Source organism: Gemmatimonadota bacterium (genome assembly GCA_016720805.1).
In the GTDB taxonomy this organism is placed as follows: domain Bacteria; phylum Gemmatimonadota; class Gemmatimonadetes; order Gemmatimonadales; family GWC2-71-9; genus Palsa-1233.
This window is the reverse complement of record JADKJZ010000002.1, coordinates 110,167-128,078: the sequence shown is the minus strand read 5'-3', so window position 1 is coordinate 128,078 and position 17,912 is coordinate 110,167. Positions and strand designations below refer to the sequence as shown.

The 17,912-nt window shown below is 67.8% G+C and carries 17 protein-coding genes; 8 read left to right on the top strand and 9 right to left on the bottom strand.

Annotated elements, in window-relative coordinates:
- The first annotated feature begins 36 nt into the window (after window positions 1-36).
- The 5 genes from IPP98_03775 to IPP98_03755 all read left to right on the top strand — a co-directional run bounded on the left by IPP98_03775 (window position 37) and on the right by IPP98_03755 (window position 3,150).
- Window positions 37-432 carry a DUF1801 domain-containing protein gene (locus IPP98_03775; GenBank protein ID MBL0178230.1) on the top strand — a complete coding sequence of 132 codons (396 nt, stop codon included), beginning with the start codon at window positions 37-39 and terminating at the stop codon, window positions 430-432.
- A gap of 7 nt (window positions 433-439) precedes the next feature.
- A complete protein-coding gene (locus IPP98_03770) occupies window positions 440-814 on the top strand; it encodes a DUF1801 domain-containing protein (protein MBL0178229.1) in 375 nt (124 codons plus the stop codon).
- A 38-nt stretch (window positions 815-852) separates the two neighbouring features.
- The gene (locus IPP98_03765) at window positions 853-1,305 is read left to right on the top strand and encodes a DUF1569 domain-containing protein (protein MBL0178228.1); all 453 of its coding nucleotides are present in this window, start codon (window positions 853-855) and stop codon (window positions 1,303-1,305) included.
- A gap of 55 nt (window positions 1,306-1,360) precedes the next feature.
- Window positions 1,361-1,699 carry a hypothetical protein gene (locus IPP98_03760; GenBank protein MBL0178227.1) on the top strand — a complete coding sequence of 113 codons (339 nt, stop codon included), beginning with the start codon at window positions 1,361-1,363 and terminating at the stop codon, window positions 1,697-1,699.
- Window positions 1,700-1,878: 179 nt separating this feature from the next.
- A complete protein-coding gene (locus tag IPP98_03755) occupies window positions 1,879-3,150 on the top strand; it encodes an ankyrin repeat domain-containing protein (protein ID MBL0178226.1) in 1,272 nt (423 codons plus the stop codon).
- A 15-nt stretch (window positions 3,151-3,165) separates the two neighbouring features.
- Here the strand turns inward: IPP98_03755 and IPP98_03750 are convergent, their stop codons facing one another.
- From IPP98_03750 to IPP98_03740, 3 genes are all read right to left on the bottom strand, one after another.
- Window positions 3,166-3,348 carry a hypothetical protein gene (locus IPP98_03750; protein MBL0178225.1) on the bottom strand — a complete coding sequence of 61 codons (183 nt, stop codon included), beginning with the start codon at window positions 3,346-3,348 and terminating at the stop codon, window positions 3,166-3,168.
- Between the two features lie 67 nt (window positions 3,349-3,415).
- On the bottom strand, window positions 3,416-5,656 hold the full coding sequence (locus IPP98_03745) for a DPP IV N-terminal domain-containing protein (protein MBL0178224.1): 2,241 nt from the start codon (window positions 5,654-5,656) through the stop codon (window positions 3,416-3,418).
- A 25-nt stretch (window positions 5,657-5,681) separates the two neighbouring features.
- Window positions 5,682-7,265: a sulfatase gene (locus IPP98_03740; GenBank protein MBL0178223.1), complete on the bottom strand. Its 1,584-nt coding sequence runs from the start codon at window positions 7,263-7,265 to the stop codon at window positions 5,682-5,684.
- Between the two features lie 133 nt (window positions 7,266-7,398).
- Between IPP98_03740 and IPP98_03735 the strand changes: the two genes are divergently transcribed.
- Window positions 7,399-7,755, top strand: coding sequence for a hypothetical protein (locus IPP98_03735; protein MBL0178222.1), 357 nt, complete (start codon window positions 7,399-7,401; stop codon window positions 7,753-7,755).
- 6 nt (window positions 7,756-7,761) lie between these two features.
- The gene (locus IPP98_03730) at window positions 7,762-8,268 is read left to right on the top strand and encodes a DinB family protein (GenBank protein MBL0178221.1); all 507 of its coding nucleotides are present in this window, start codon (window positions 7,762-7,764) and stop codon (window positions 8,266-8,268) included.
- Window positions 8,269-8,355: 87 nt separating this feature from the next.
- On the opposite strand, the gene IPP98_03725 is transcribed toward IPP98_03730, so the two are convergent.
- Window positions 8,356-9,495 (bottom strand): M20/M25/M40 family metallo-hydrolase, encoded by a 1,140-nt coding sequence (locus IPP98_03725; GenBank protein ID MBL0178220.1) that lies wholly within the window; start codon window positions 9,493-9,495, stop codon window positions 8,356-8,358.
- A gap of 803 nt (window positions 9,496-10,298) precedes the next feature.
- Between IPP98_03725 and IPP98_03720 the strand changes: the two genes are divergently transcribed.
- Complete coding sequence (locus IPP98_03720; protein ID MBL0178219.1) at window positions 10,299-11,525, top strand: cation:proton antiporter; 1,227 nt, start codon at window positions 10,299-10,301, stop codon at window positions 11,523-11,525.
- A 24-nt stretch (window positions 11,526-11,549) separates the two neighbouring features.
- Here IPP98_03720 and IPP98_03715 read toward each other — a convergent pair whose 3' ends face one another.
- From IPP98_03715 to IPP98_03695, 5 genes are all read right to left on the bottom strand, one after another.
- Window positions 11,550-13,079: an amidohydrolase family protein gene (locus tag IPP98_03715; protein MBL0178218.1), complete on the bottom strand. Its 1,530-nt coding sequence runs from the start codon at window positions 13,077-13,079 to the stop codon at window positions 11,550-11,552.
- Window positions 13,079-14,506, bottom strand: coding sequence for an FAD-dependent oxidoreductase (locus IPP98_03710; protein MBL0178217.1), 1,428 nt, complete (start codon window positions 14,504-14,506; stop codon window positions 13,079-13,081). Before IPP98_03710 ends, IPP98_03715 begins: the two co-directional genes overlap by 1 nt.
- Window positions 14,506-15,474, bottom strand: coding sequence for a flippase-like domain-containing protein (locus tag IPP98_03705; protein ID MBL0178216.1), 969 nt, complete (start codon window positions 15,472-15,474; stop codon window positions 14,506-14,508). Before IPP98_03705 ends, IPP98_03710 begins: the two co-directional genes overlap by 1 nt.
- The gene (locus IPP98_03700; GenBank protein ID MBL0178215.1) at window positions 15,471-16,364 is read right to left on the bottom strand and encodes a glycosyltransferase family 2 protein; all 894 of its coding nucleotides are present in this window, start codon (window positions 16,362-16,364) and stop codon (window positions 15,471-15,473) included. Before IPP98_03700 ends, IPP98_03705 begins: the two co-directional genes overlap by 4 nt.
- Before the next feature lie 106 nt (window positions 16,365-16,470).
- Complete coding sequence (locus IPP98_03695; protein ID MBL0178214.1) at window positions 16,471-17,832, bottom strand: hypothetical protein; 1,362 nt, start codon at window positions 17,830-17,832, stop codon at window positions 16,471-16,473.
- Window positions 17,833-17,912 lie beyond the last annotated feature (80 nt).

The window sequence follows — 17,912 nt, the reverse complement described above, 5'->3', positions numbered from 1 at the left end:
GGTGTGATGCGTCGCACATCTCAGGGAGAATCACCAATGAAGAAGAGTGCAGCCACGCCCACCGACTCCGCCGCCGCGCTGATCGACGGACGGATTGCCGAACTCGGTGACTGGCGGGGCGAGACCCTCGCGACGGTTCGCGCGATGATCCTTGCCGCCGATCCGGGCATCGTCGAGGAATGGAAGTGGGGCGGGCCGGTGTGGTCGCATACCGGCCTGATCTGCACCGGCGAGAGCTACAAGAAGGCCGTCAAGCTGACCTTCGCGAAGGGAGCGTCGCTCAAGGACCCAGGCGGCCTCTTCAACTCAAGCCTCGACGGCAACGTCCGCCGCGCGATCGACATTCACGAAGGCGAGGCGGTCGATGCCAAGGCGTTCACCGCGCTCATTCGCGCCGCGGTGGCATTCAACGTCGCCTCGGCGAAGGGCTGAGGGCACAATGGGACGCGCACGCGCCACCACGATCGCCGAGTACATCGCGGTGGCGCCCCCGGCGGGACGGTCGCACCTGCGGCGGCTCTACGCGATCCTGAAGGAGATCGCGCCTGACGCCGAGGAGGCGATCAAGTGGGGCACGCCGTTCTTCGTCGAGCCGCGCTTTCTCTTTGCCTTCTCGGCGCACAAGGCGCACTGCAACTTCACGCCGATGGAGGCGGGACTGGAGCCGTTCCGGAAGGAGCTGGCGAAACACCAGACCACCAAGAGGATGCTCCAGCTGCCATACTCGGCGCCGCTCCCCGAGGCACTCATTCGCAAGATTGCCAAGGCGCGCGTCCGCGCCGTGAAGGCGCGGGACGACGACGGTTTCTGGTGAGCTCCCGCACCCTCTTCTCCTTCTGACCCGGGTCCCTGATGAAGAATCTCGCTGATGACGCCGTGCGCGACGAGCTGGTCGCGCGCCTCGAACGCCTGACGCCCGCCCATGCGGCGGCGTGGGGCACGATGAACGGGCAGCAGATGGCGCGGCACCTCGGGGACGCCTCCGAGGCCGTCCTCAAGCTGCGCCCGTTCGCATCCAGGCCACGCGGCAAGCCGTCACCGCTCCGCAAGTTCCTGCTGCTCCACGTGCTCCGGCAGATGCCGCGCGGCATCACGGCCGGCGCCGACCCCGCGGGGGCCGCCGTCGACCCCATCAATTTCACCACCGACCTCGAGCGAGCCGTCTCGCTCCTTCGGGCCCTCGCGAGCGCGACGCCCGAAGCGCTGGTCGAGGCGCATCCAGTGCTCGGGTCGATGAGCCGGGCGAACTGGATGCGGTGGGCCTGGCTGCACACCGACCATCACCTGCGGCAGTTCGGGGTGTAGCATCATGACACCCCCGAACCCGAGTGTCGTGCTGTTCGTCGATGATGTTCCGCGTATGACGACTTTCTACGCCGAACTCGCGCAGATGACCGTCCTGCACCAGGAGTCGAGCCATGCCGTGCTGGCGATCGACGGACTCGAAGTGGTGATCCACGCGCTCCCGCCGCAGGCGGATCGCGACCACGCCGCACGGACGACCATCGTGGTGCGCGAGGACTCGCATTGGAAGCTCTGCCTGCCGGTCGTGAGCATCCTGCACGCCCGCGACGTGGCCGGGGCGCTGGGTGGAGCGATTCGTTCGGCCGAGCACGAGTGGGAGGCGCGCGGGTTCCGGGCGTGCGACGGCCACGATCCGGAGGGCAACGTGCTGCAAGTTCGCGAGACCGCATCCTGACGGCCTACCATGGCCCATGACATTGTGCCAGGGAAATTTCGGCGCTACACTGAAGTGCGCCTGGGGCGCATTCAGTCCGCGTAAAGGGCCGTGCCCACCCACCGCAGTCGCCAAAAAATCGACGAACCTTCTTTCAGCCTGATCAGTGCGGACTCCAGGCGCCCCGAAAGGAGATTCGTATGTATCCCAATCCGCAGGACGCGCTTCCCCTCCCGCCACGCCCCGACCTCGAGCAGTACCGCACGCGCGCCAAGGAACTTGTCGCGGCGTGTCGCCAGGGCGACCCCGCCATGCAGCGCTGGGTCACCCGGTGGATCGCCGATCTGGTGCGACTCCAGCCCGACGGCAGCCGGCTGAGCCCTGCCGACGTCGAACGCCCCGGGCAACAGCTGATACACTTCGTCCGCGAGCGGCTCCGCCCGAACGACGCCACCATTGCGCAGGCGCAGTTCGTGATCGCCCGCGCGCACGGCTTCGACAGCTGGCCGAAGCTGGTGCAGTATGTGGAGGCCGCCGCGCAGCAGGACTCGGCGGTCGCCACCTTCGAGCGCGCGGCCGATGCGATCGTGGCCGGCGACCTTGCCACGCTCGAACTGCTGCTGCGGGCGGAGCCGGCGCTCGTCGGTGCGCGTTCCAGCCGCGAGCACAGGAGCACACTGCTCCACTACGCCTCCGCGAACGGCGTCGAGAGCTACCGCCAGCGCACGCCCGCCAACATCGTGGCGATCACGGAGCGGCTGCTTGATGCCGGCGCCGCGATCGATGCCGAGGCCGACGTCTACGGCGGCGGCGCCACGACGCTTGCCCTCGTGGTGACGAGCTCGCATCCGCGCGCGGCCGGGGTCCAGAACGCTCTTGCTGACCTCCTCCTGGCGCGCGGCGCACGGCTGGACGCGGGCATCGTGCGCTACTGCCTGATGAATGGTTGCCCTGAGGCTGCGGCGCACCTCGCCGGGCGCGGCGCGCGCGTCACCGCGACCGACGCGGCCGGCCTCGGTCGCCTCGACCTGTTGCGCCAGGCGTTCGAACCGCCGAAGAGCGTCTCCGCCGCCGATCGTGGCGAGATGATGGCGATGGCGGCATGGTATGGCCAGCGGGACGCCATCCGGCTGCTGCTGAAGCTCGGGGTCGATCCGGCCCTGCGACGGCCCGAGGGGGGGCAGACGGCGCTGCATGTCGCCGCCTATCAAGGCGACGCGAAGCTGGTGGAACTGCTGATCCAGCACGGCGCGCCGCTCGACCTCCCCGATGCCCAGTTCGGAACGCCACCGCTGGTCTGGGCGCTGCACGCCTGGCTCAAGGAGGATCGGCCGAGCGCGGCGCCCTACATCCGCATCCTGACAGCGCTGGTCGCCGCGGGGGCCACGGTGAAGCCGGAATGGATTGCTGACGAGCGGCTGCGCGCGGAACCGACGCTGTTCGCTGCGTTGCTCGCCGCGGTGCGGCGATGAAACGCGCTCAGCCGCTCAGGACGGATCCTTCGGGAGGTCGCGCGAGCGGGTGTGGCTCACGCCGCTCAGGATGCCGACGCCCACCATGACGACCGCCGCAATGATCACCCACGTCGTAGGCAATCCGGCCTTGATCATGCCCCAGGCCACGCCACCGATCACGATCAGCGCGCCGACGAAATAGAGCGAGAATGACATGGTGCCTCGTTGTGCAGGGATCCGCATCATACCCTACTGCACCGAGGCACGCGCGACGCCGTGGCGGTCACTCCATCCGAGGATGGAGATGCTCCGTGAAGAACCAGAGGATCGTGTCGTGCTGGTGTGCCTTGGTGTTGATCCCCTCGGCCATCCCATGCGAGCGATTGGGATAAGGCACCACGGCAAAGTGCTTCCCCGTGGCGATGAGCGCATCCACCATCAGCTCCATGTTCTGGTAGTGCACGTTGTCGTCGGCCGTCCCGTGCAGCATGAGCAGGTCGCCGGTGAGGTTCTTGGCGTATCGCAGCGCGGCCGCCTTGTCATAGGCCGCGGGCGACTCCTCTGGCAGGCCGAGGTAGCGCTCGGTGAAGCCGGCCTCGTAGTAGCGATGATCGCTGATGAAGGCGCCGGGAACCGCAGCCTGGAAGACGTCGCCATGGCGGAGCAGCAGGAGCATGCTGATCAACCCGCCGCCGCTCCAGCCGTAGACGCCGACATGCTTCGCATCCAGATACGGCCGCTCGGCCAGGAGTACCTTGGCCGCTGCCGCGATGTCATCGGCGGGGAGGATGCCGTGGTTCTGGTAGATGATCTTGCGCCACGCCCGGCCGTACAATGATGGCGTGCCGCGTGAGTCGACCGCCATGACCACGAAGCCGCGCTGGGCCAGCATGAGGTAAAAGAGATAGTTGTCGCCCTTCCAGCTGTCGGTGACGAACTGGCCGCCTGGCATGCTGTATTCGTGGAAGATCACCGGGTACTTCTTCGACGGGTCGAAGTCCGGCGGCTTGACGCACCACGCGTCGAGGCGCACGCCGTTGCCGATGTCGACCTTGAGAAACTCGTAGGGTGCCCGGGCCACGCCGTCGAGCTTGGCGCGCAGCACCCCGTTGTCCTGCACGGTGCGCACGACGCGGTGCGTGGGGAGCGCGACGACCTCGGAGCGGGGCGGCGTGTCGAAGCGGGAATAGGTGTGAAAGGCCCACTGCCCGGACGGCGAAATGCTGTAGCTGTGCGTCCCTGGCGGCCCGGCTGGGGTGATGCGCTCCGGGAGGCCGCTGCCGTCAAGCCGCGTGCGGTACAGCGCTCGGTAGATCGCGTTGTCCGGCGACGCCATATAGTAGAGCCAGCCCCCCGCCTCGTCGATCCGCTCGATCGAGGCGATGTCGAAATCCCCTCGGGTCACCAGCACCGGATGGCTGCCGTCGCGCTCGTGCCGATACACATGACGCCAGCCGTCGCGTTCCGTGATCCAGAGGAAGTGGCGACCGCTGTCGATCCACTCGATGCTGAACGGATCGAGAAAGGTCGGGTCTGTCTCATTCACGATCGTTGTGGTGCGGCCCGCCGGCACGGCCGCCAGAAAGACGGTCATCCGGTTCTGATGCCGATCAAACTGCTGCACCGTGAGTTCCGACGAACTCGCTGCCCACTCGACCGTGGTCAGGTAGTTCATCCGCGGGTCGCCCGGCAGCCCGATCCATGACGTTGCCCCGCCTGCAATCGACACGACACCGACTCGACTCGCCGGCAGGGTTGCCCCCGGCTTCACGTGCTGAAAGGAATCGACCTTCGGGTAGAGGTAGTCCACGTTGTTGATCATCAGGACGCTCTGCACGCCGGCCATGTCGAACTGGACGTAGGCGAGCTGCGTGCCGTCGGGGCTCCAGCGGAAGCCCTTGGTGTTGTTGACCACGGCAAAGGGTCGCGGTGAGTCGCCGTTGATTCGGGTCGGCGCGCCATCCTGAGTCAACTGACGCCTGGTCGATGTCGCCACCGCCTCGACATAGAGGTTGTGTTCCGAGGCATACGCCACGTGGCTCCCGTCCGGCGAGAGCTGTGGCGCCACGACGCGGCCTGGCAGCCCCGACGCGCCCACCTGCGTGAGTTGCCGCGTGGCGAGATCGATGACCCACCAGGTCCCCTCGGCCGGCACTCCAGCGGCGGCAGCCGCATTGATCAGTAGGCGCGAATGGTCTTCCGAAAAGCCATAGGATGTCATCCGAAGCTGCCGCGTCTCCCCGCGGGGCACGAGTGCGGTCGCGGGGAGGATGACCGAGCGGACCCCTGCCGCGGTGATGGCGACCAAATCCACCCCACCTCCCGCCTGCCCGGACGCCACGAGCCGAGTGGCCCCACGGACGTCATCGAGCCAGGGCGACCAGCCGGCCGGTGCGGCCGCGAATTCCCGCTTCGTGAAGATGCGCTCGATCGTGAGTGGTGCCCGGACCGCGGTCTGCGCGGCGGCGGGAGCCACCGCGACGACCAGGCCGAGTGCGATCAACGAGACGCGACGGTGGGGCATGCTCACCCTCGATGGTGTGGAGTGCTCACTCTGCGGGCCGCGCCGCGCGCCAGCCCGTCACTCGCTCCGCTTCCAGCCGGGCGAGCAACGCGGTGTGCTCCGGCCGGCCGGCCAGGTTCACATTCTCCATCGGGTCGGCGCGGCGATCATACAGTTCCCAGGCGACGTACTGCCGTGTCGTCCAGTTCATCCACGCGACGTAGTGCCAGTCGGCGGTGAGCATCGAGTACCCCATGTACGGGATGCTGTCCTTCGCCACCCAGATCCCGTTGCGCAGGTACTGGCTGAACACGGCGCTCTTCCAGGGCCGCTGGGGATTGGCCAGCAAGGGCATGGCGCTGGCGCCCTGCAGCTGCGACGGCACGGGCAGCCCCGCGAGCGCGACCAGCGTCGGGTAGATGTCGACCAACTCGACCGGCTGCGACAGTCGGAGCCCGGGCCGGACCTGACCGGGTGCCCGGATGATCAACGGGACATGCGTGTCGATGGTGTAGTTGGTCATCTTGGCCCAGCCGTTGTGCTCGCCGAGCTTGAAGCCGTTGTCGCCCCAGAGCACCACGATGGTGTTCTTGGTGAGGCCAAGCGCGTCGAGTTGGTCCAGCAACCGACCGACCTGCGCGTCGACGTAGCTGATCGAGGCGTAGTAACCGTGCGTCAGGCGGCGCACGTCCGCCGAATCGAGCGTGCCCTCCGCGGCGTCCTGCGCGTTGGCGAAGTCGGCGTAGCCACGCAGCTCCCGATTGGTGTTGACGGCCATGCCGGGCGCGCCCGCCGGCACCGTCCGGTTCGGCGCCAGCGGCAATGCCTTCCGATCATACAGATCCCAGTAGCGCTTCGGTGCGTTGAAGGGGAGGTGCGGTCGGTAGTAGCCCACGGCGAAGAAGAACGGTCGGCCGGCGTCGCGGAGTGCCGCCAACCGGCGCACGGCATAGTCGGTCTGCGCGCCGTCGTAATAGACGCTGTCAGGGAGGTCCTCCGCCTCGGTGGCATTCGCCTTCAGGTACCATTGTCCGAACTGGTCGATGGCGGTTGCCTCGCGGCCGGCACGGATCAGCGCCGCCTTCCGGATCTCCTGGATGGACACGTTGTCGTGCCCATGGTAGACCGCATCGGGATCGTAGGGAAAGCCCGCCACTTTGTGCTCCGGCTCACTCCAGGAGAGCGAGTCGGGGATCAGGTTGTGATAGATCTTCCCGACGCTGACCGCGGTGTAGCCGTTGCGGATGAAGTACTGCGGCAGGGTGACGACGTCGGGCGTGGTGCGTCGGAAGTCGGTCTCCAGGTCCCAGACCCGGAGCGAATCGGGGCGCAGCCCGGTCAGGAGGCTGGCGCGCGAGGGATTGCAGACCGCTTCCTGCGCGTGCGCCTCGAGGAAGACGGCCCCCGACCGCGCCAGCCGATCGATGTTCGGCGTCTTGACGACTGGGTCGCCGTAGGCGCCGAGAGTTGGACGGAGGTCATCGATGGCAATGAAGAGGACGTTGGGTGGCGGCGCCACCGCAGGCGACGGGGCCGATGACGGAGCACACGCCAGCAGACTGCACAGCCCGGCCAAGGCGAATGCGGGTGGGGCGACAGGCGACCGAACGACGTCGGACGTACCATCCATGCGCAGACCTCGGGTCCGGGGGCAGGCGATCAGCGAACTGGGGGATCCCCCAGTATACGGTGAAGACCCGCCTGAGGGCGACGGTGATGTACCTTCCGGGGTCATCCCTGTCCCCCATTCCGGACGACACCCCATGCCGACTCGCAGCTTTCCCAATGTCTGGTTTCTTCACTCAGAGAACCGCTGGCGCGACCTGAACGTCCTGGCGATGCATGACCGAGGCTCGCTGACGCTCCACGACGACTCGCTGGAGTTCGTCGGGAAGAAGGGGACGGTGATGGTGACCGCGGTTCACCGGATCACCTTCGGCAAGCAGGGGCGCGACTTCGTGAACAACTGGGTCAAGATCGAATACGGCGACAGCAAGACCGCCTTCTTCGCCGACGGCAGTTACTTCGGCTGGGGAGGGTTCTTCGGCGGGACGCGCACCCTGCTCCGCGCGGTGCAGCATCTCGCGCCAGTCGCCCTGTCCACGCACAGCAATCACTGAGGTCCCATGGCCGACACGGAATGGTGGCAACGCGGTCCGATCGCAGGCGTCCCGGATGTGCTCCAACCGGTCGCGCACATCCTGCTGCAGGTGCGTGAGAGCGTCGAGGAGCTGATTCCCTCGCTCACGGAAGCCGAATGGAATGCGCGGCCAGCGGGCATCGCATCGGCCGCCTTTCACGTCCGACACATCAGCGGCGTGATCGACCGCCTCTTCACCTATGCGCGCGGTGAGGGACTCACCGAGGCACAGTTCACCGCCCTGCGCGCCGAAGGCAGTCCCCTCTCGCTCGGCGACGTGCCCGCGGTCCTGAGAACGCTCTCGGATCAGGTGGACGCGGCGATGGCCCAGCTGCGCAGCACGCCGGCCGCCACCCTCGGCGACTTCCGCGGCGTGGGCCGGGCACAACTCCCCTCAACGGTGATTGGCTGCCTGGTCCACGGCGCCGAACATGCGATGCGCCATGTGGGGCAGCTGTCGGTGACGGTGCGAGTGGTGCGGAGCGCCAGCTAGCGACCCCAGAACATGCATGCTGCCGGCTTCCCGATCCGCGGGATGCCGGCAGCATGCATGTTGGTCCTGCGTACGACCCTGCCGAGCCTAGTACCGCGGCTTCGTCTTCCGCGGCGCGTCGCCGCAGTTGGCGGGCCAGTCGGCCGGCCACGTCCCCGGCGACTTGGTGCGATCAATGAAGGTCGGGTCTTCCGACGCCAGATACGCCATCATCGCCGCCAGCGTCGCGTTGTGCTTGAGATCGTCGAAGACAACCTTGTCGTAGGTGTCGCGGTTGGTGTGCCAGGTGTAGGCGCCGTAGTTCCACCCCACCGCGTTCATCCCGATCGACGGCGTGCCGTAACAGGCGAACACCGCACCGTCGGTCCCGCCCGGGTTCCCGGTCGGCACGTCGCGGAAACTCCACGAGACGGCGTTCTGGCTCATGCTGTCGGTGAAGAACGACGGCAGCTTGCTGTACCACTCCTTCAGGTGCGGCCCGATGTTGGTCACGCCGGCCGCCGACAGCCCGGTGACGCGCCCGGTGCCGTTGTCCTGGTTGAAGAGCGCCTGCAGCCCCTTCATCACCTCGGGATGGTCCTTCGCGAAGGCGCGCGAGCCGTTGAGTCCCTGCTCCTCGCTGGCCCAGTGGCCGACGATGATCGTCCGCTTCGGATTCGGATACACCTTCTTCAGGATCCGCATCGCTTCCATCGACATCAGCGTGCCGGTGCCGTTGTCGGTCGCGCCGGACGAGCCATCCCACGAATCGAAGTGTGCCGAGAGGATGACATACTCATCCGGCTTCTCGGTCCCGCGGATCGTCGCGATGGTGTTGAAGGCCGGCACTTCACCGAGCAGCGTCGCGTCAGCCTCGATCCGCATCCTCGGCTTCATCCCGCTCTCGGCGAGCCGCCAGACCAGTGCATAGTCCTCGCACGAGAGGGTCACGGCCGGCGCGATCTTGTTGTAGGTCTCGAAGATTTCGATCGAACCCCAGCCGCCGCTGCCGAGCGCGGCCGGAATCCCCGCGCTCAAGGAGGCCGCTGCACCGCCACCTCGCATGCTGCCATCCGCGCCAGCGGGCGCACCGCCACCGCCGCCCGCGCCGCCACGACCCCCGGCGCCGCCACGACCGGGGCCGGCCGGCGGCAACCCGAAGCCGCTCAGCTTGTTGCGCGACGTCACCATCCCGACGACGCCGGCCTGCTCCAGCCGCATGCCGAGGGTGCCGGTGCCGAGGCCCATCGACTTGCCGGTGCCGCGGTAGAGCTTGCTGCTGTCGGGGTCCACCGCCCACTCCCGCTGCATTGCCGTCACCATCGTGTCGAGCCGCGCCTTCGACGCCACCGTCCCGAAGCGGAGCCAGTCCTCCGACGGGCGGCAGGTCGGCCACGCCGGCGAGAGCATCACGATCTTCCCGCGTGCCTGCGGCAGCCACTTCACGAACTCGGTGCTGTCGGCAAACTTCGGCAGCGTGATCACCTCGGCGCGCACCGGCTTGACCCCGGTCCCGGGGCTCCATGCCAGCATCGTCCCTTCGAGCGAGCGCACGCGCGGTGCGACCAGGTCGATGTGCGACACGCCACGCCGCCAGCCGCGCCAGGTGCCGTAGACATCCTGTTTGGCGTCGATCCCCCACGACTTGTACTGGGCGATGGCCCAGTTGCTGGCGGCCTTGATGCCTGGGCTGCCGGTGAGGCGCGGGCCGATGGAGTCGAAGAGGGCCACGGCGAGCGGCTCGAGCTTCGAGCTGTCCATGCCGACGGCCCAGATGCGCTTGAGCACCGCATCGTTGGTTGGGAAGGTGGGCTGCTGCGCCGACAGCGACGGCGCGGCGAGGAGCAGGGCGCTGGCAATGGAGAGAGCGGCACGACGCATGGCGACTTCCAGGGGTGGGGGTGGACTGCGTCAAAAATGGTAGGCGAGCGGCCGGGCTGGGGCAACTGGATCGCAGGACTCCGGTGGCGGGTAACACCTGCTATTCTGCTGGCTGCCCCCGCGTGGTACCCATCCCGGTGCCGTGCATCATCCTCCGACCGGACATCGCCATGGACGCCCTTCGTACCCTGTTCGACTCGGAGCTCGGCTACGTCGTCCTGTTGTTCGGATTGTTCGTGGTGCCACGCGTGCTGTTGCGGTGGCGGATCCCCACCGCGGTCACCAGTTTCGGGCTCGGCACGGCGGCCGCAATCGGCTTCGACCTCTTCGACCACAACGAGACATTGCACCTGCTGGCGTCCTTCGGCATCGTTGCGCTCTTCCTCTTTGCCGGACTCGAAGTCGACCTGCTCGCGCTGCGTCGGCACGCGGTGATCCTCGGCCAGCACCTCGCCATTCGGGTCGGGCTCATCGCGTTGGTGGCGTTCATCGCCACGCACGCCTTTTCGCTTGATCCACGGCCCGGAATCCTCTTCGCCATCGCGATCCTGATTCCGTCGACCGGCTTCATCCTCGATTCGCTGCCCTCCTTCGGGCTCGATGCCGACGAGCAGTTCTGGGTCAAGGGAAAGGCGATCGCGACCGAGATCCTGGCGCTGGTCCTGCTTTTCGTCGTGCTGCAGTCCACTAGCGTGGCCCGCTTCGGCCTGGCGACACTCGCGCTCGGTAGCCTCATCGCGATCCTGCCGCCGATCTTCCGCCTCTTTGCGGTGCGGATCGCCCCCTGGGCCCCGAAGTCGGAGTTCGCCTTCCTGCTGATGATGGCGGTCGTGGTGGCGTACGCGACGCGCGCCCTCGGCGTGTACTACCTCGTCGGCGCGTTCGTGGTGGGCATCGCCGCGCGGCGCTTTCGCGAGGCGTTGCCGGCAATGGCCTCCGAGCGGATGCTGCACGCGGTGGAGGTCTTCGCCTCCTTCTTCGCCCCGTTCTACTTCTTCGTGGCCGGGACGCGGATGCGCGCCGAGGATTTCACCCTCGAGGCGCTGCTGTATGGCGTGGGGCTGGCCGTGGTCGTGCTGCCGATTCGGATGGGGGCCGTCATGCTCCACCGACGCGCGGCCCTCGGCGAGACCGCGCGGCGAAGCATCCGCGTTGCGGTGCCGATGCTGCCGACACTGGTTTTCACGCTCGTGCTTGCGGGAATCCTGCGCGACCAGTTCGCACTGCCCTCGACGCTCTTCGGCGCACTGATCGTCTACACGCTGCTGAACACGATCCTTCCCGGACTGGTGCTCGGGACGCCGGTGCCGACCTACGATGCGCCGGAACTGCCGCCGGCCGGCGCGGACACCGGACCGAGGCTCTCCTCCGACGCAGCGCCCCTCGTGCGTGAGTGATACCGCCTGCAATTGCCTCAGCGATCAGCGCTGGCGAAAGACCCGAAGCGGCAGGTAGAGCACACTGAGCAGCGCGATGATCCCTGCGCTCCACTGCGCCAGGCGCCACCCACGGGAGCGCCACGCCAGTTGCACTCGGTCGTCGTACTCTTCGCGAAATTCCGCGCGCAGCGAATCGCCGTCGAAGAACACGCCTCCCTTGATTACCCGGTTGGGCAGGAGGGTCCCGCCGGACGTCTCCAGCGGGTCCCGCGGATAGATCACCGCATCCCCGACTTGCCCCAACACGATCGTCCCGACCTCAGGGTGATTGAGGGCCATCGCGGCATTCCGGGTCGCGGCCTGAAGTCCGATCATCGGCGAGCCGGTCGCCTCGCCAATCAGGGCGATCTCCTCGTGGAGGTCGATGCCCGGCGCGAGCCCATCCGAGCCGGCCACCACGATCCCGCCCCGCCGGACGAATTCGCGCACGAACGCCGCCTGCCGCGGCCACGCTTCCGGAAAGACCGGCGCGGGACGCAACCCGGTCGGGCCTCCGCCCAGCAGCAGCGCACGCAGGCTCGGCGCCGCATCGAGAAACTCCGTCTGACGGGGCGGCAGGAGCGGCCTCCCGAAGTGATACTCGCTCGCCAGTGTCGGTTCGAGCCAGACGTTGGCGGCGATCATCTCGCGGAACAGGGTATCGACCCGGGCGGAATCGATGGTGAGCCAGAGCGCCTTCTCCCATTGCCAGAAGGCATCCTCCGACCCCGGCGGGATCAACTTCGCGCCGGCCGGTTGCACGGCGAGCACCAATCCCATGATATGGCTGATGCCGCTGATCCCTTCCGCGATGGCGTCGCGGGTGAAGTCCTCCGTCTGCCCCGCCCAGGTGTGCCCGAACGCGGGAATACCGGCACGGCGTGCGGCACGTATCTCCTCGCGCCAGATCTCGTGGTCGAATGGCGGCTTGATCTTGATCGCCTCGACACCGAGTGCCGCCAATCGCTCGACCACGGGTGCCCCAAGCGGCACCTGCAAGCGCGTGGCGTCGGCTTCCTCGACGCGCGAAGCGACGACGATCCGTGGGATCGGCGATGTCGCATGCTCCGCCAGCGTCCGAGCGGCGAGCAGTTCGTTGGTGGACCGTGAGCCCGCGTCGCGCACCGTCGTGATGCCGAGCGCGAAACGAAGCCGTTGCGCTCGCATCAACCCGGAGAGCGGGCCCGCGAAGGGGAGGTGGACATGGGTGTCGATCAGCCCCGGCGTGATCCACTGCCCGGCCAGATCGAGTTCATGGTCGCCGGGACGGCTCGGGCACCCCGCCGGGCCGGAGACGCAGGCGAACAGCCCGTGCTGAATGACGATTCGGGCACCAGCCATCGGGGCGCCGCCATTGCCGTCGATCAGCGTTGCGCCGACCAGGACCGTCCGCTCCTCCGACGGTATGATGCGTTGCGACGCGATTCCGGGGCTGTGACCGAACGCGGCGAGCATGCCGATCCCGAAGAGGACAGCGGCGGGACTGGCCACCCGTACGAGTGCCCGACGGGCCATGCGTGCACGGCCGGGCATCAATCCTCGACGACGTGCGTGTCGAAGATCGCCCGATGCGCACGCCAGCGGACTTGATCGAAGCCATCCGGATCCAGACAGTCCGAGGCAGCGTACGCCATCGCCAGCGCGTGGTGAGTGTTGTCGTGCGCGAACAGCCCCTGCCGACCGTAGCTCAACAGCCGCGGGAGACTCTCCACCCACTGATCGAGGATGCCGAACCACCGCTCGTAGCCGGTGGTGTAGACCGGGTAGGCCTGCGGGAGACGGCGGACGAGCACGGCGGTCGGCGCAACGGGCAGCGGAACACCTGCCGTCGCGAGGTCCTCGGCGACCAGGGCACCCAGCGCGGCGTCATCCATGGTCCACCACGGATCGCCGGGACCGCACGGGAGCTCGGCGCAGAGCACAGTGCGCTCCGGGGGTTGTCCGAGGCCGGGATAGTTCTTCGGCTCGGACAGCCGCGTGATCCGGATATTCGCGCCCGGAAAGTAGTGCGCGTCGTATTCAGTGAACGACGGCACCGGCAGCGAGAGGTAGATGAGCAACATCGCCCGGGATTCGAGCTTCGCGGCGGCCTCGTGGACCGTCTCGGGCACACCGGTGCCGATCAGGCGCGCCAGCAGCGCAACCGGAATCGTCGACCACAACTGATCTGCCTCGATGCGCTCCGCGCCCTGATCGGAGGTCATCTCGATCACCCACGGATCCGTGTCCGTGGCAGGGGGGACCAGTCGAGTCACCCGGCGGCCGTATCGCAGATCCGCCCCGAGCGTCGTCGCGGCGGAGGCATACGCCTCGGTGATCTGTCCGAAGCCCTTCGCGGGATAGAAGAAACGCCCCGCCCCCGGTGGCTTGAGCCCCGGCACGGCGGAGAGCACCTTGCGCGCGAGCTTCAGGAACGAACCCGCGGAGACTCGCCGACGCGCCTGGATCCCGGAGAGCGCCGTCGGCTCGCGACCCCAGATCTTGCGCGCATAGGGGAAGTAGAACGACTCGCAGATGGTCGGACCGAGATTGGCCATCAGCACGTCGCCGAAGCTGTCGCCCGCGGGCGCCGCGCGGAACGGCTTGCTGATCATGTCGCGCAGCGTCCCGAGCGCGAAGCCCGGGTCGAGGCGGACCAGCAGGTCGATCGGCTTCAACGGGAAATGGATCCACCGGCCGCGCAGGCCGATCCGACCATGGCGCGGACGGTCACGGAGGTCATCGCCCAAAAAGCCGCGAATGTCGGCCAGAATCTCGGGATCGCAGGCCGGGTGCAAGCGGTGGCTGCCGAAGTCGACGCGCATGCCGCCAAACTCGAAGCTGCCGGCGTTTCCACCTGGCACGTCGTGCTGCTCGAGCACCGTCACCTCGGCTCGGGCATCCTGCCGCAGACGATAGGCCGCGCCGACCCCTGCCGGCCCGGCCCCGAGAATGACCACCCGATGTGCCCCTGCGCTCACTACTCCCCCTTCGTCTCCGTCACGCTGATGTTCCCATGGCTCACGCCGAAGCTGATGCGACGCGAACGATGGAGCACAAGCCATACCAGCCCGCCGAAGAGACCCCCGACGATCAGGACGGATTGCCACAGCAGTGAGCAGACGACACTGTACGCGACCGGTACCCCGAAGGGCACCAGCAGGGCGGCCAGACTGGCCTCGCGCACGGCGAGACCACCCAGCGAGATCGGCATGAGCGACGCGATCTTCGCCAGCGGCCAGACGAGGAACCAGACGGCCAGGCCGACGTGGATCCCGACATTCCGCCCGAGCCAGGCGTTGAGGAGCACGAAGCTGCCCTGGATCAGCAGCGAGAGGGAGAGCCCGAGGAGCGCGGTCCCTGGCCGCCGCCGGAGCTGGCGAAGCCCGACCAGCCCGCGACCGACCGGGCGCCGCAATCGGCGCGGCCAGCGCGCGAGCGGCCGCCGCAGGGTGAGCGGCAGGGCGAGCACCACCAGCCCGACCCCGACCATGAGCGTGATGCCGAGCACCTCGCCGGTCCAGCCGTCGAGCTGCGTGCGGGCCATCAACGCCCCACCGGTCACCAGCAGCGCCAACGCCAGCATGTCGGTGAGGCGATCCATGATGCCGCCCCACAACGCGGCCTCGGGCCGCTTGGTCAGTCGCCCCGCGAGGGCGATCCGCAACACGTCACCGCCGACGATGCTGGGCAGGCAGAGGTTGGCGAAGAGACCAGCGGCATAGCAGAGCGTCGCGTCGATCCGGGTGAGTCCCGCACCGGCCGCATTGACGAAGAGCCGCCACTTGAAGATCCCGAGCGCGTGGCCGAGGATGAATCCGGCCGCGACGCCGGCCCAGACGCGCGGTGGCAGTCGACCGATCGCATCGCGCACTTGTCCCCACGGCAACAGCACGAGGAGCAGGGCAAGCAGCGCGACGCTGATGGTCGCCTTGAGCCAGGGCTTCAACGGCGGCTGGCGAATCGCGTGTTCTGGTCGGCGAGGAGCCCGACCGCCCAGACGACCAGCGCCCCGATCAGTCCGAGCACCGCGCTTTCGGAGAGGTTGTCCTTGGTGATGTCGTAGCCGAACTTCGCCAGCCCCAGGGCCGCGAGGATCGCGCCCACCGGGATGAACACCTTGAGCGGATTGAAGACGACGATGATCCGCAGAATCAGCAGGGTGAAGTCGTAGGCATGACGCGCGCGGATCTTCGACTCGCCGAGTCGTGCGTGATAGTTGATCGGGATGTACTCGAAGGGGTGCCCGTTGCAGGCGGCGGCGAGCGTGATCGTCGTGGTGAAGGAGAAGCCGTCGGGGAGGAGGTACTCGTAGCGCTCGACCAGCGACTTCCGCATCAGGCGGAGGCCGGAGTTGATGTCGGGGAGCCGTTGGCCGGCGAGGTAACTCGCCAGGCGGTTCAGGAACCACTTCGGCGGCCGGCGAATCAGCGGAATCTGGACCGACTTGCCGAGCCGCGCGCCGACCACCATTGCGTTGTGCTCGGCGCGGGCCAGCAGTTCCGGAATGGACTCCACCGGGTAGGTCCCGTCGGCATCGGTGATCAGAATCCAGTCGAAGCGTGCCCGCCGAATCCCCACCTTGAGCGCCGCGCCGTAGCCGCGGTTCATGGCCCGTCGAAGCACCCGCGCGCCGGTGGCGTCGGCCTCGGTGGCGGTATGATCGCGCGAACCGTCGTCGACCACGATGATCTCGTACTCCCACCCGCTCGTCGCCATCGTGGCCTGGACGGCCCGCACCTGGTCGGCAACATGGGCGCCCTCGTTGAAGGCAGGGATCACCACACTCACGGCTCGGGGGAGAGCGGCAGACGCATCCCCGACGATCTCTTCGATCACGCAATCCTCCGGCAACGGCGGGGCAGGCTGAGTTCTGGGTGTTGATGATGCACGTGGGGTGCCACAACGCCCAAGGTACTCCCCCCGGTGGGCTCCGGGGAGGGCGTCATGGCACTTGGTAGACCGTGACGATGCTGGGGAGTCCCATCGCGAAGACGAAGTCCCCCCCGGTCGGAATATCCGTCGCGTAGACCAGGCCGGCGGTGGCCGGCACGGCAACGACGTAGTAGCGACCCGCCGGCAGCCCCTTCAGGGTGAGCACTTCGCTGCGCTCCAGGTGCAGCACGACGACGACCCGACCGTCCGGATTCGTGAACGCCACGGGTCGGACACGCGGGGTGTCGCTGGCGGCCCCCACTCGAAACGCCCCGGCCCGCACGTGGCGAAAATATTGGCGCAGGGCCTCGGTGCGTTGGCCCGCGACCGGGCGTCCGTTCTTGATGTAGTAGTACTGCGCCCCGTTGTCGGTGGTCGGGTAGGCGAGGGTGTACTGCTGCCAGGCCGAGACCTGGGCGATGGTGAGGTCCTTGTACAGATCCTCGGCATCACTGCCGATGTGTTCCAGCATCGACGTCCGCAGCCCGTACTGCACCGCACGTGCATGGATCGCCGCGAGGTTGGAATCGGAGACGCCACCATAGCGATGGTAGGCGATCTCCTTGAGGTAGGTCAGCGCCCCGGGCACCTGGACGATCTCATCGAGAAACGGGACGGCGTTCGCCATGTCCATCACCGACGGCGCGATGAAGTCGGGGTGGAAGCCTGCCGCGGCCAGCCGCGCCCCGGCCGCCGCGATCGCCTGCCCGATGCGTGGTGCGCGCCACGCGGTGTTCTCGGGCTCGAGGAGCACCTCGATCGCATCGGGGACAAAGCCGTACCGGCTCTGCATGTGCTGGAACGCCGCCAGCATCAACTCCGCATACTCGGCCGGGTCCTGCTGCGCCGTGGAGGTTCCGAAGGAGACGTAGTTCAGGTTGAGGTAGAGTGTCTCGCCGCGCGCCGCGAGGCGCGCCCGCAGCGGGACGACCGTTGCATCGAGGTGCTCGTCGAGTGCCGTCCAGTGGAAGCCGTCCGGGTTGATCGTCGCGGGATCGTCATTGTCATTGACCCACGCATACCGGACGGCCTCCCAGGCGGGTTCCGGCATCGTGCCCGCCCGGAATTGCGCGTAGTGATCCACGCGGTGCTCGGCACCGCTGCGGAGCTCCACCCGGATGCGATTGATGCCGAGATCGTTCGCCGCGAGGTCCATGAGTTCCGCCTGCCAGCCGACAAACCCCGGTTCCGCCTCCCCCGCTTGCGCGTTCGCCTCCCAACCGCTCATCCGCTGAAAGCGCGTGGCAGTGTCGACCGTGACCACGGCCGTGCTCTGGCGTGCGGCCGGGGACGCGAGTGGTGCCTGCTGGAGGGCGTGCGCACCGGAGCTCGGCAGGACGAGGAGCAGCATGAGCATTCCGCGCGTCGGCATCACCATGCACCCTCCCGGGCTTCCCTGTCGGGTCCAACGTGGAATGCGTATACTGGGCGTGCCAAAAGGATAACCCACAC

What these genes read in the sequence shown, in the direction of transcription:
- IPP98_03695 (MBL0178214.1), bottom strand. Translation starts at nt 17,832, where the DNA reads ATGCCGACGCGCGGAATGCTCATGCTGCTCCTCGTCCTGCCGAGCTCC.
- IPP98_03735 (MBL0178222.1), top strand. Translation starts at nt 7,399, where the DNA reads ATGCCGACTCGCAGCTTTCCCAATGTCTGGTTTCTTCACTCAGAGAAC.
- IPP98_03765 (MBL0178228.1), top strand. Translation starts at nt 853, where the DNA reads ATGAAGAATCTCGCTGATGACGCCGTGCGCGACGAGCTGGTCGCGCGC.
- IPP98_03745 (MBL0178224.1), bottom strand. Translation starts at nt 5,656, where the DNA reads ATGCCCCACCGTCGCGTCTCGTTGATCGCACTCGGCCTGGTCGTCGCG.
- IPP98_03760 (MBL0178227.1), top strand. Translation starts at nt 1,361, where the DNA reads ATGACGACTTTCTACGCCGAACTCGCGCAGATGACCGTCCTGCACCAG.
- IPP98_03730 (MBL0178221.1), top strand. Translation starts at nt 7,762, where the DNA reads ATGGCCGACACGGAATGGTGGCAACGCGGTCCGATCGCAGGCGTCCCG.
- IPP98_03750 (MBL0178225.1), bottom strand. Translation starts at nt 3,348, where the DNA reads ATGTCATTCTCGCTCTATTTCGTCGGCGCGCTGATCGTGATCGGTGGC.
- IPP98_03740 (MBL0178223.1), bottom strand. Translation starts at nt 7,265, where the DNA reads ATGGATGGTACGTCCGACGTCGTTCGGTCGCCTGTCGCCCCACCCGCA.
- IPP98_03755 (MBL0178226.1), top strand. Translation starts at nt 1,879, where the DNA reads ATGTATCCCAATCCGCAGGACGCGCTTCCCCTCCCGCCACGCCCCGAC.
- IPP98_03770 (MBL0178229.1), top strand. Translation starts at nt 440, where the DNA reads ATGGGACGCGCACGCGCCACCACGATCGCCGAGTACATCGCGGTGGCG.
- IPP98_03775 (MBL0178230.1), top strand. Translation starts at nt 37, where the DNA reads ATGAAGAAGAGTGCAGCCACGCCCACCGACTCCGCCGCCGCGCTGATC.
- IPP98_03725 (MBL0178220.1), bottom strand. Translation starts at nt 9,495, where the DNA reads ATGGGCCTCGGCACCGGCACCCTCGGCATGCGGCTGGAGCAGGCCGGC.
- IPP98_03715 (MBL0178218.1), bottom strand. Translation starts at nt 13,079, where the DNA reads ATGCCCGGCCGTGCACGCATGGCCCGTCGGGCACTCGTACGGGTGGCC.
- IPP98_03720 (MBL0178219.1), top strand. Translation starts at nt 10,299, where the DNA reads ATGGACGCCCTTCGTACCCTGTTCGACTCGGAGCTCGGCTACGTCGTC.